Here is a 12251-nt window from a genome sequence, read left to right as displayed (position 1 = left end):
CCTCGGCCCCGGCTCACGCTCGGCCCGACTCGCAGAACGGCCCCCGCGCCTCACTCGTGGTGGATCTCCTCGACGAGGGTCGCGCCCAGCTCGCGGACAATGAGGTCGTGGCCGGACAGCGCGGACTCGTCGAGGTCCGGATCATCCTCCTCGGCGACGTCGTCCTCGGCGGCCACCGGCGTCCGGGGCGGCGGCGCCGTGGCCGGCGCGCCGCCGGGAGCGCCGCCGTGCCCGCCGTCGCCGGCCGGGGCGCCGCCCCGGGCGGCCGGCGGCGCGGCGGGCGCCGCGACCGACGCGGTGGCGGTGCCGCCGCCGAAACCGCCGGGCGCACCGCCCTGGCCTCCGACCTGGCCCGGCCCGCCGTGGCCCGGCCCGCCGCCCTGGGCGGCGTGGCCGCCGGGCCCGCCCGGCGCGCCCGGCGCGCTCTGCGCGCTCTGCGCGCTCTGCGCGCCACCGCCGAAGCCGCCACCGCCGGGGGACCCCCCGCCGTTGAACCCGCCACCGCCGTTGAACCCACCGCCAGGTCCGCCGCCGGAACCACCTCCCGGGCCACCCCCGAAGCCACCGCCGCCGAAGCCGCCGCCGGAGCCCGCCGGGCCGCCGCCTGCAGCGCCGGCGCCACCGGTCGGGTCGACCAGCGCCTCGACCTTCCACTGCACGCCGAACTGCTCGCTGAGCGCGGTACGCAGCACCTCTTCGCTGCCGCCGCTGACAAAGCTGTCGCGGGCACCCGCGTTGGAGAACCCGATCTGGAGCGTGGTGCCGTCGAACGACGCGACCTGCGCGTTCTGGCTGAGAAGGATCCAGGTAAACCGTCGGCGGCTCTTCACCGCCTCCAGGATGTCCGGCCACATCTGCCGCACCTGCGCGGCCCCCGCCGCCCCGCCCGCCGGGGCGGGGCCGGAGGCGGACGCCGCCGGGGCCGGGCTGGACGCCGGGGGTGCGCTGGGCGCACTCGCGGGCGCGGAGCCGCCGCCGGTGGGCCACGCCCCGGGCCGCTGTCCGCCACCCCCCACGCCACCACTGCCTGCACCGGCACTGCCTACACCGGCACTACTGACTGCACCGGCTCCGCCGGCTGTCGGCCACGCCCCCGGCCGGGGAGCGGTCTCCGCAGGCTGCCCCGGGACGCCTGGCGGCTCGGCGGGCGCGGGCGGAACCGACGGTTCTGCAGGCGCGACGGGGCCGGGCGGGGTGGCGGCGGGCGCCGGAGCAGCCGTGTGGCCCGCTGCCGGAACGTCGGGCGCGTGCGCCGGAGGCGCCGGAGGCGTGACCGGCACCTGGGCGGGCGGGTGGACGGGGGCCGGGGCGTGTGGGGGCGCGGAGGCGTGAGCGGGTGCCGAGAGCGCGCCCGCCTGCACGCCGCGCTCCAGGCGGTCCAGCCGGGCCTGCAACGAGCGCTCGTCGGAGTAGGTCGCCGGCAGCAGCACCCGCGCACAGATCAGTTCCAGCTGCAGACGCGGGGACGTCGCCCCGCGCATCTCGGTCAGTCCCGTGTTCACGAGGTCGGCGGCACGGCTCAGCTCGGCCGCGCCCAGCACCGACGCTTGGCCCTGCATGCGTTCCAGCACGTCGACGGGCGCGTCGATGAGCCCCTTCTCCGCCGCGTCCGGCACCGCGGCCAGGATGACCAGGTCACGCAGCCGTTCCAGCAGGTCGGTGACGAAGCGCCGCGGGTCGTGGCCGCCCTCGATGACGCGGTCGACCACCTCGAAGGCAGCAGCGCCGTCACCCGCCGCGAACGCGTCCACCACCGAGTCCAGCAGCGCGGCGTCGGTGTAGCCGAGCAGCGCGGTCGCCATGGGGTACGTCACCCCGTCGGCTGCGGCTCCCGACAGCAGCTGGTCCATGACGGACATCGAGTCCCGCACCGAGCCCGCGCCCGCCCGCACGACCAGCGGCAGCACCGCCTCGTCCACCGGGATCGCCTCACGCTCGCAGACCTCGAAGAGGTAGTCGCGCAGCGTGCCGGGCGGCACCAGCCGGAACGGGTAGTGGTGGGTGCGCGACCGGATGGTGCCGATGACCTTCTCCGGCTCGGTCGTCGCGAAAATGAACTTCAGATGCTCCGGGGGCTCCTCGACCACCTTCAGCAGGGCGTTGAAGCCCGCCGGGGTGACCATGTGCGCCTCGTCGATGATGTAGATCTTGTACCGGCTCGACGCAGGCCCGAAGAACGCCTTCTCCCGCAGGTCGCGCGCGTCGTCCACACCGCCGTGCGAGGCCGCGTCGATCTCGATCACGTCGATCGACCCGCCACCGCTGCGCGCCAGGTCCACACACGACTGGCAGGTGCCGCACGGGGTCGGCGTGGGCCCCTGCTCGCAGTTCAGGCAGCGCGCCAGAATGCGCGCACTGGTCGTCTTGCCACAGCCGCGCGGCCCGCTGAACAGGTACGCGTGATTGACCCGGTTGTTGCGCAGCGCCTGCTGCAACGGGTCGGTGACATGCTCCTGACCGATGACCTCGGCGAAGGTCTCGGGACGGTAGCGGCGGTACAGGGCGAGGGACGACACGGGTACGACGGTAGCGGAGCCCGCCGACATCCGAACGCCCCCGACCGCCCGGCCCCCTCCCCCGCCACCCTCACGGGCCCCACAAACCCCAGCAGCCCCCGTCGCCCCGGGGCGACGGCCTGGTCCTGTATCCCGTCGGAACCCGTTTGGGAACGACAACGCCCCTCACGCACCCGCCAGAGCCGACCTACCCTTGCTGCCTTCCGGCCCTGGGGGAGTTCAGTCAGATAGCGCCACGTGAGGGGCTGCGCCCAGACTACCCGACGCGCGACCAGGGATCGAACCCCTCCCTCCTCCCGGGATCAGGTTCGCGAGCACTCCCCCGCGTCTTGTATTGTTTGCGGCGGAGGATTCGCCTAGTGGCCTAGGGCGCACGCTTGGAAAGCGTGTTGGGGGCAACCCCTCACGAGTTCGAATCTCGTATCCTCCGCCGTGCTCTCACCGGGCACAACGTCGAAGGCCCCCGCTGTCCGCAGCGGGGGCCTTCGACGTGCTCCGTCTCGGTTGCGGTGTCATCACACCGGACGATCAACGCATGTCTCGATCGGGTGGGGTTGATGGCTACCGCGCACGGGCGCATGCCTGGCCCGCGCAGTGGTCAGATTGTGCCGCTTCACCTGGTCCGCTGCTTCGGACAGCAGCCGATCCGGGTTCAGGGCGACCCCTGTCGGGTTCAGTGCGACCAATGACGGTACGCGGCGATCCACTCGGTGCCCGCCGGCTCCGGGGTCGGCAGTGGGAGATCGAGGATGCCGATGGCCTGCCGGTACGAGTCCCGGGCGCATACGCCCACGATCCCGCTTCCCGGAAACAGGCCGACCCTCTCGACCGTGACCTCCACGCCGAGGACCAGCGTGACGAACGGAATCGCCAGATGCTCCTCGAGCATCGCGTGGAAGGCTGAGGTCTGTTCGTACTCGTCGTACGCGTCCACGGTGGCCTCTTCCACCAGTGCGTCCAGCCGTGGCTTGCTCCAGTCTTCCGCGCGCACGGCGTTCACTCCCCGGAGCGGAGAAGTTCGAGGAGGCGGTCACCCACGACCGTGACCGTCGGCATCGGATCGGCGTGAAAGAAGTCCCTCTTATGAGTGCGGAGAAGCGCGTCGCCGTCCCGTTCCCAGCGGAAACCGGGCTTGCGCAGCAGCGCACGGAAGACCTCGTCCACGCCTTCCGGGTGGCGTTCCACGAGCCGACGGATGACCGCCGGGGACACCGTGTCGTCCCCGAGGTATCCACGCAGCAGGGCGAGGCGCTCGCGGTCGCGGGCCAGGGACGGGTTGGCGAACAGCTCGTCCAGGCGCCCGAAATCCTCGTAGTAGCCCAGCCCCTCGACCTCGTCGTACAGCACCGCGACGCTGTCCGCCGCGAGCAGTTCTTCGGGGAACTGGCTCAGCTCCTCGGGGCCTGGCGACGAGGCCCCGGGAATACCCGCGATCGACGCTCCCGCAACGCCTGCCGGAGGGATCTTCTCCAGCCGTCGGCGATGGTATTCGCGCAGGCTCTCCTGCGCCTCTACGGGCGGCAGCACCACAAGGTCGGAGCCGAAGAAGTCGACGAAGTCCGCACGAGCCTCCGCCTGCAGCTCCCAGGAGCGCCTCAGCTTGTCGGCGTTACGGCCCATCAACCCCGGGGACTCCGTCAGCGCCTGGAGCGCAGCCTGTGCGAACTCCGGCGCGGACTCCGCGGGGTAGGCAGCGAAGCTGCCGCTGACCAGCCACGAGTCGACCTCCGGATGGACCAGCACGATGCGGCCGACGAGAAACATGCCCGCATCAAGGCCCTCGAACGGTCCGCGGCCCATGTTGGAGTAGACGCGGTACTCCAGATCATCCATCAGGTTGTGCAGCACCACGGCATCCCCGTCGAGACGCCGCACCTCGAAGCTGCCCTGCACCACGTCAGACCAACCGAGCAGCATCGCTCGCTCCTCGTCGGGCAGGCGAGGTCGGCGCTCGGCCACAAAACGCTCCACAGGGGTCCGACCGTCGGGCGAGCGGTGCTGCAACGCGAAGTGATCGATGACAAGCGTCGCCGAGCCATCGTCCAGACATCCGTGCTCTTCCGCCGCTTCCCGGAGTTTTGTCGTCAGCGGCTTTGAGAACTTCGGACCCGTGACGAACTCCACCAGTTCGCTCTTCAGGTCTCCGCTCCGGGCCACCAGTGCCGCGATGTCCACGGATCCCCCGCCGGAGGCGACCGCGCCCGAGCCCGTGTCTTCGACAGATGTGGCGAGTGGGTTCGCCTGTTGCGCCATCTGTGGGTACCTCGTCACGTCTTGTTGTCGGTGATTCGCTCCCACCCTAGGACCTCGCCAAGACGGCGTGAGCCCGGTTTTCCGCAGCCTGCGACGAGCCGGGGCTCTCCCCGTCTACCGGGGCAGGATGCCTTCCCGCTCGTGGACGAGAAGGCCCTGGCAGGCGCGGCGCCGCGCCTGCGTGGCGGCGTGCCCCGACCGGTACGAGCCCCCGCAGCGGAAGCGTCCGGTGCCACCTCAGCCACCGTGGTCTGTCCGGGCAAGGCCGCAACTGGTTAGGACGTCAACGCCCGGAACACGGTCTCCTGACATGGCGACCCGCTGGAAGTCGATCCACGGTTCCGCCGTTGCAGCCCGACGGCCGCGTGCCGCAGTGGCCGCGGTGCTGCTGCCGTGCTTGCTCCCGCTCGGTGCCTGCTCGTTCACCCCTTCCGAGAAGTGCGTACCTGACGGTGGATCGGTCAGCTCTGCCGAAGTCGTCGGCACGTACCAGGGACTGCGGGCCCCCAAGGACATCTCCCTGACCCTGGAGGCGGATGCGGAACTGACCGGGGCATCCGAGGGGCGAGGCACCGTGACGGACTGGCCGACAGGAGACTGGTACCGGCCGGGACTGGGCGACTCTTTCGACATGTTGTCGGCCGCGGCGGACTCCGACCGCATCGTGCTCTTCGAGGACGCCGACCCGGACATCTGCCCGCGCTTCCGGCTGGAGACGGGTAAGGGCTGACGCCCGCCCCCAGGCTGGTGCGTGGCGGTGACCGGATCTTCGTCCTGTCTCGCATCTCAGGGGTCATGCCCGCGTAGCCGAGCGGCACTACGATCGCCGGTCATGGACTGGCTGGAGCGCACCGCGAAGCTGAGGCAGTGGAGCAGAAGCGGGACCCGCGCTCCGCACAAGCCACTGCTGTTCCTGTACGCCCTCGGCCGGTACCAGCAGGACGGCGACGGCGAACTGCGGTACAGCGCGGTGGAGGAGGACCTGAGGCGGCTGCTGGAGGAGTACGGGCCGCCCAACAGGACCACTCCCGCCTACCCGTTCCACCATCTGGTGAGCGACGGCGTGTGGGAGGTGCGCACCGAGCGCGGGCCGGGCAGTCCCGGCACCGGTGTGCGGGAGTTGCGGGCCGTCGGAGCCGCAGGCCGGCTGGCACCGGAACTGCGTGCTGCACTGCGGCGCGAGCCGTCGCTGCTGGGCCGGATGGCGCGGGTCCTGCTCGAACTGAACTTCCCTCCCTCACTGCACGGTGACCTGTGCGACCTCGTCGGCCTGGATCTGGAGCCCGCGGAAACCGGACCGCTCCCGACTGCGCGCAGGCGCCGGGACCCGCGGATGCGAGAGCTGGTCCTGACGGCCTACGAGTACCAGTGCGCCTTCTGTGGCTTCGACGGCAGCATGGGCGCGGTGTCGGTCGGGCTGGAGGCCGCGCACGTGCGCTGGTGGGCGTTCGGCGGCCCCGACGACGTCGACAACGGACTGTGCCTGTGCTCCCTGCACCACAAACTCTTCGACATGGGGGTCCTCGGTATCGGCGAGGGCCAGCGCATCCTGGTCTCGCAGCGCTTCGTCGGCCGCAGCCCCGCCGCTCGCGAGAACGTCGTATCGCTCGCCGGCCGCCCGCTCATCGGGCCTCAACCGGGTGCCCGCACCATCGCGTCGGCCCACCGGTCCTGGCACGGCGAACAGGTCTTCCACGGCAGTCCCCGCCCAGCCACGGCAGTGTGATCGCCCGGTCGTCGCGATGCAGCCCGTCGGTCGGCAGGGTGATGCCAGGTGCCTTCGACCGGGTCGCTCGGCCGCGAAGGCGGGCGTGCGTGCGTAGCATGGGGCCGTGACCTCCCGTGCACAGCTCCAGCGCACGCCGTCGCCACCGCGGTGGTGGCCGGCGCTGCTGGTGTTCGGGTTGCTGGCCGGGTTGTTCGGTATGCACGGCCTCGCTCCGGGCGGCGCGATCGCCGCCAGCAGCCATCACGCGTCCGACGGACACCAAGCCCCTGACGGCGGCCATCATGCCTCTGCCGGCCATCGTTCCCCCGCCGCCGTGCACGGGGACGCGGCGGGCGTGGTGGGCGTGACGGATGCGGTGGGCGTGACGGGCGTGGTGAGTACCGAGTCCGTCTGCCATGGCGGCCTCAACGGCAGCGGGCACGCACAGCACGCCGACTCGACGTGTTCGTCCGGCGCCGTCCGTTCGGGCCCGGATCTTCCCGTGCTGCTGCCCGACCCCGCTGGTCGGGTGGCCCTGCCGGCCGTCGGCCACCGGTCGACGGAAGCCGAGCCGGAGGGCGGCCGGGCGCCGCCCTCACTCGCCGAGCTGCAACTTCTGCGGATATAGGACAAGGCCCAGCCGTCCCCGTTCTTCGGGCGTACGGCGCTCAGCCATGTCCACGCCGCGCCCTCACGGGTGCAGCGACCCTCGTACTTCGCAGGAGCTCACGCATGACCAGTATCGCCAGTACCCGTTCCCTCACCCGCCGCGCCGGCCTCGTCGCCACAGCCGTGGCCACCGCCCTCGTTCTCGCTGCCTGCGGTGGCGAGGACAGCGCCGACACCGGTTCTGACGCACCGTCGGCGTCGGCGAGCGCCGGGGAATCCGCCGGCGCTCACAACGACCAGGACGTCTCCTTCGCGCAGGGGATGATCCCCCACCACCAGCAGGCCGTCCAGATGTCGGAGATGGCCGCAAGCCGGGCCGCCTCCGCCGAGGTCAAGGATCTGGCCTCCCGCATCGAGAAGGCCCAGGGCCCGGAGATCAAGACCCTGTCCGGGTGGCTGAAGTCCTGGGGCGAGGACGTGCCCTCGGGGATGCCCGGCATGGACCACGGAGACCACGACGCCTCCGGCATGCCCGGAATGATGGACGCCGAGGACATGGACAAGCTGATGAAGGGGTCCGGCAAGGGCTTCGACACCATGTTCCTGACCATGATGGTCGAGCACCACGAGGGCGCCGTGGAGATGGCCGAGGCCGAGAAGGAGAAGGGCCGGTACGGGCCGGCCAAGGAACTGGCCGACGACATCATCTCCGCGCAGACCGCTGAGATCGAGGAGATGAACAAGCTCCTCGGCAGGAGCTGACGACACCCGCGCCAGGGGTTCGGGGGCCGCGTCCGCGCGGTCCCCGAACCCCCGCTCGCGCCGGTCCCGGCCCCTGTGCCGCATGCCTCCTCGCCCCCGTACCGAAGGATCCCGGATGAAGACGCCTTTCCGTTCGGCTGCCCCCGTCCTGGCGGCCGTTCTCGCGGCCTCGCTGGCCGCCTGCTCCGACACGTCGTCCGTCACCGACACGTCGTCTGTTACCGACACGTCGTCCGTCACCGAGACGGACGCCCCCTCCAACAGCCTGTCGATCAGCCATGTGCACGGCCTGGGCATCGACCCGGCCGACGGCCGTCTGTACGTCGCCACCCACGAAGGAGTCGTGGCAGTCACGTCGAAGGGCCAGGCGAGGCGGGTCGGTGACACGGCCGACTACATGGGTTTCGCCGTCATCGGTCCGAAGACCTTCCTCGGCAGCGGCCATCCCGCCGAGGGCAGCGACGACCACGGCAACCGAGGCCTGATCGAGTCCACCGACGCCGGCAAGACCTGGAGGACGCTGTCGCTGGGCGGCGCCGCCGACTTCCACTCGCTGAAGTACGCACACGACACCGTCTACGGCTACGACAGCACCCGCGGTGTCCTGCGCGTCAGCGCCGACCGCACCACCTGGGACAACCGCGCCCGGCTGACCGCCCTGGACATCGCCGTCAGCCCGAAGGACCCGGATCTGGTGCTGGCCACCACGGAGGGCGGCGTCGCCACGAGTACCGACGGCGGCCGGACGTTCGGCGCCGCCACCGGAAAGGAGCTGGCTTTCCTCGCATGGCCCTCGGCTGACGTCCTCTACGGCGTTGACGCGGCGGGTGGCCTGCATCGCAGCACCGACGCCGCCGCCACCTGGAAGAAGGTGGGCACCGTGCCGGGCGGACCGCCGCAGGCGCTGACCGCTGTCGACAGCCGGCACGTCCTGGCCGCCACTCGGGGCGGCGTGCACGAGTCGCTCGACGGGGGCAGGACGTTCTCGGAGCGTCTTCCCCTGTCCTCCACCGGGGGCCACTGAGTCGGCCTGCCCACGGCCGAGGTCTACGTGGGAGGGCCGGTGTGCAGCGCGGTCAGGCGGCGCTGGTACTCCCCTTCTCGTCTCGTCGATCCCACCTCGGGCCACGGTCCCGGACCGGTGGGCCGTTCAGCCCCTACCCGACCGGGGGCGGCCGGGTGCAGGCTGGAGAGTCCCCCGCGAGGAGGCGAGCAGCCCATGGATGCGGTCGACGTACTCGTCGTTCTGACCTCGATCGCGCTGGTCGCTGTACTGGGCTGGTACTTCTTCGGGCCGCGCCGTGCCGGTGTGGCCCGCCTGGAAGGCGGCGTGCAGCGGCTGGAGGTGACGGTGCGGGGCGGTTACAGCCCTGACGTGGTCAAGGTCCGCCAGGGCACGCCGGTGGAGTTGGTCTTCGACCGGAAGGAGGCCGGGGAGTGCACCTCGCGTGTGGTCTTCCCCGATCTCAAGGTCGGCGCGGGCCTGCCCGCCCACACCCGCACCACCGTGCGGCTGACGCCGGACCGGCCCGGCTCCTTCGGCTTCGCCTGCGGCATGAACATGATTCACGGCACGCTGCTGGTCGAACCCGCGGAGGACTCCGCACCACCCACTCCGGCCGCCTCCGACCCCGCGCCCGCATCCGCTTCCACACCGGCGCCCGCTGCCCGGGAAGGCGGACCGTCGGCACCTGAGGACCGGTCGGCAGACGAGACCGAGGCCGCGGACGTCGCCGAGCGGCAGGACGAGATCAAAGACCTCACCCGAAGAGTGCTGGCGGGCGCGGTACTCACCGCGCCGGTGCTCTTCGCCGTGATGACGCACGAACTGTTCGGCGCGGACTGGGTGCCCGGTTGGGTGCTGAACCACTGGCTGCAGCTGGCGCTGATCACTCCGGTGATGTTCTACACCGGTTGGCCGATCCACACGACGGGGTGGCTGACCCTGCGCCACCGGGCCGCCGACATGAACTCCCTGATCACCCTGGGCACGAGTGCCGCCTACGGCTACAGCCTGCTGGTCACCCTCGCCCCCGGCACCCTGCCGGAGAACGTGCGGGAGGTCTACTACGAGGCCGTCGGCGTGATCTTGACCCTGATCCTGCTCGGCCGGCTGCTGGAGGCCCGCGCGAAGGCCGGCACGGGCGAGGCCATCCGCGCTCTGCTGGGCCTGCAGGCCCGTACCGCGCGGGTGGTGCGGGACGGCACCGAGCGGGAGATCCCCGTCGAGGACGTCGTGCTCGGCGACGAGATCGCCATCCGGCCCGGGGAGAAGATCCCCGTCGACGCCGAGGTCATCTCGGGTTCCTCCGCCGTCGACGAGTCGATGGTGACCGGCGAGCCGATACCGGTGACGAAGCGCGCCGGGGACACGGTGGTCGGCGCCACCGTCAACGGCACCGGGTCCCTGCGAGTGCGGGCGGCCAAGGTCGGCGCGGACACGATGCTGGCCCAGATCATCCGCCTGGTGCAGCAGGCCCAGGCGTCCAAGGCCCCCATCCAGCGGCTCGCCGACGCGGTGTCGGCCTACTTCGTGCCCGCGGTGATCGCCATCGCGGTCGGCACCTTCGCCCTCTGGTTCACCCTGGGCCCGCCGCCCGCGCTGACCCTCGCCCTCGTCTCCGCCGTCTCGGTCCTGATCATCGCCTGCCCGTGCGCCCTCGGGCTGGCCACTCCGCTGTCGGTGATGGTCGGCACGGGCAAGGGCGCCCGTGCCGGCATCCTGATCCGCTCCGCGGAGGCCCTGGAAACCGCCCACAAGCTGGACACCGTGGTCCTGGACAAGACCGGCACCATCACTGAGGGCAAGCCCGTCCTGACCGACGTCCACACCGCGGCAGGGTTCGACGAGTCCGAGCTGCTGCGCCTGGTCGCCGCAGCTGAGGCCGACAGCGAGCACCCCCTCGCCCAGGCCGTCGTCACCGGTGTCCGCGACCGCGGACTACGCCCTCCCGCGGCGACCGGCTTCGGATCGGTCACGGGCAAGGGCGTCGAGGCCACCGTCGACGGGCACGCCGTGCTGGTCGGGAACGCCCGGCTGCTGGGTGACGGCGGCGTCGACACCAGCGCCCTGGCCGCCGTAGCGGCCGATCTGTCCGCCAACGGCAGGACTCCCGTGCTCGCGGCGATCGACGGACGCCCCGCGGGTGTGCTGGCCGTCGCCGACACCGTCAAGGACGACTCCGTCCCCGCCATCGCCGCTCTCAAGCGCCTCGGCATCGAGGTCGTCATGATCACCGGTGACAACGCCCGCACCGCCGCGGCTGTCGCCGCCCAGGTGGGCGTGGACCGGGTGCTGGCCGACGTGCTGCCCGAGCACAAGGCCGAGGAGATCCGCCGCCTCCAGCGAGAGGGCCGGACAGTCGGCATGGTCGGCGACGGCATCAACGACGCTCCCGCCCTCGCCGCCGCCGACATCGGCCTCGCCATCGGCACCGGCACCGACGTGGCGATCGAAGCCGCCGACATCACGCTCATCTCGGGTTCGCTGGGCGGTGTGGTCACCGCGATCCGCCTGTCACGGGGAACCATGCGGAACATCCGCCAGAACCTGTTCTTCGCCCTGGTCTACAACACCGTCGGAGTGCCCCTCGCCGCCGGCGCCCTGTACCCGCTGTGGGGCCTGCGTCTCAGTCCGATGATCGCGGCCGCAGCCATGGCGCTCAGCTCGCTGTCGGTCGTCACAAACGCCTCCCGGCTGCGCCGCTGGCACGCCCAGCCACTGCCCGAGGCCGAGCCCACCCCCGTCCAGCCCCGCGTCGAGTCCGCCGCCGACCGGGCTCAGGACGGCGGCGACCGGGCTCAGGACGGCAAGGGCGGCTCGGACGCCGGGAGAGACGCGCCGGGATAGGCCGGGAGAGCCGGGATAGGCCGGGAGAGACGCTCTGGGACAGGCCGGGGGAGACGCGCCGGGATAGTGCGCCTCACCCGGTCGGCCCGTGGGTGCGGCGCCGGAGCGGATGGCGCCCGCGTCCGCGGCGGTGGGCGCTGCGGGTGCCGGTGCCGTTCGCTGCCGCCCCGCCCCGGGACTTCTCCCGCGCCGGGAGGTCCGGGCTTGCGGGAGGCACACCGGGACGGCTGTAGCGGAAGGCCGCGATGCGGTCGCGGTGCTGCGAGTTGAGCCGGTGGATGAGGAACACCCCGAGGGCGGTCATCGCCAGGAGCGCGACCACGGTCACCAGTGCCTCCATGATCTTCACCTTCCCCTCGTCTGCGGCCGCACGGCGGGGGCGGCCGGGGTCCGTGGACGTGCCGCCGGGGCCCGTGCCTGCCCGCCTTCGGACTCCCAGACCGCTTCCAACGCCCGCTCGGCTTCGGCCACCCTCCGCAGGCGCGCCTCCTCCGCCGTCGGCTGGTGGGGCTCGGGACCAGAGGGAGACAGCGACGGCCCAGGAGAGGACGAG

General features: G+C 71.9%; 10 protein-coding genes, 1 tRNA gene and 1 other RNA gene. 7 read left to right on the top strand and 5 right to left on the bottom strand.

Annotated elements, in window-relative coordinates; genetic code table 11:
• Nucleotides 1–50: 50 nt before the first annotated feature.
• Complete coding sequence (locus QNO07_RS19010; protein WP_283993364.1) at nt 51–2516, bottom strand: DNA polymerase III subunit gamma and tau; 2466 nt, start codon at nt 2514–2516, stop codon at nt 51–53.
• A gap of 151 nt (nt 2517–2667) precedes the next feature.
• Nucleotides 2668–2766: signal recognition particle sRNA small type (gene ffs / locus QNO07_RS19005), an RNA gene on the bottom strand.
• Nucleotides 2767–2861: 95 nt separating this feature from the next.
• On the opposite strand from ffs, the gene QNO07_RS19000 reads away from it, so the two are divergent.
• Nucleotides 2862–2946, top strand: a tRNA-Ser gene (locus QNO07_RS19000).
• A 243-nt stretch (nt 2947–3189) separates the two neighbouring features.
• Here QNO07_RS19000 and QNO07_RS18995 read toward each other — a convergent pair.
• Entirely contained in the window at nt 3190–3507 is a 318-nt protein-coding gene (locus QNO07_RS18995; RefSeq protein ID WP_283993363.1) for a hypothetical protein, read from the bottom strand.
• Between the two features lie 5 nt (nt 3508–3512).
• Nucleotides 3513–4769 carry a hypothetical protein gene (locus QNO07_RS18990; protein ID WP_283993361.1) on the bottom strand — a complete coding sequence of 419 codons (1257 nt, stop codon included), beginning with the start codon at nt 4767–4769 and terminating at the stop codon, nt 3513–3515.
• A 310-nt stretch (nt 4770–5079) separates the two neighbouring features.
• Here QNO07_RS18990 and QNO07_RS18985 point away from each other — a divergent pair, with 310 nt between their 5' ends.
• The 6 genes from QNO07_RS18985 to QNO07_RS18960 all read left to right on the top strand — a co-directional run bounded on the left by QNO07_RS18985 (nt 5080) and on the right by QNO07_RS18960 (nt 11698).
• Nucleotides 5080–5499: a hypothetical protein gene (locus QNO07_RS18985; RefSeq protein WP_283993360.1), complete on the top strand. Its 420-nt coding sequence runs from the start codon at nt 5080–5082 to the stop codon at nt 5497–5499.
• A 102-nt stretch (nt 5500–5601) separates the two neighbouring features.
• A complete protein-coding gene (locus tag QNO07_RS18980; RefSeq protein ID WP_283993359.1) occupies nt 5602–6495 on the top strand; it encodes a phosphorothioated DNA-binding restriction endonuclease in 894 nt (297 codons plus the stop codon).
• A gap of 106 nt (nt 6496–6601) precedes the next feature.
• Complete coding sequence (locus tag QNO07_RS18975) at nt 6602–7105, top strand: DUF6153 family protein (protein WP_283993358.1); 504 nt, start codon at nt 6602–6604, stop codon at nt 7103–7105.
• A 113-nt stretch (nt 7106–7218) separates the two neighbouring features.
• Nucleotides 7219–7848: a DUF305 domain-containing protein gene (locus QNO07_RS18970; RefSeq protein WP_283993414.1), complete on the top strand. Its 630-nt coding sequence runs from the start codon at nt 7219–7221 to the stop codon at nt 7846–7848.
• A 115-nt stretch (nt 7849–7963) separates the two neighbouring features.
• Complete coding sequence (locus QNO07_RS18965; protein WP_283993357.1) at nt 7964–8872, top strand: F510_1955 family glycosylhydrolase; 909 nt, start codon at nt 7964–7966, stop codon at nt 8870–8872.
• Between the two features lie 195 nt (nt 8873–9067).
• Nucleotides 9068–11698: a heavy metal translocating P-type ATPase gene (locus QNO07_RS18960; protein ID WP_283993356.1), complete on the top strand. Its 2631-nt coding sequence runs from the start codon at nt 9068–9070 to the stop codon at nt 11696–11698.
• Between the two features lie 73 nt (nt 11699–11771).
• Here QNO07_RS18960 and QNO07_RS18955 read toward each other — a convergent pair whose 3' ends face one another.
• A complete protein-coding gene (locus tag QNO07_RS18955) occupies nt 11772–12038 on the bottom strand; it encodes a hypothetical protein (protein ID WP_283993355.1) in 267 nt (88 codons plus the stop codon).
• Nucleotides 12039–12251: the final 213 nt, after the last annotated feature.

This window comes from Streptomyces sp. 549 (assembly GCF_030124175.1).
Lineage (GTDB): Bacteria > Actinomycetota > Actinomycetes > Streptomycetales > Streptomycetaceae > Streptomyces.
The sequence above is the reverse complement of the archived record's forward strand: the minus strand, read 5'-3'. Positions and strand labels throughout refer to the sequence as shown.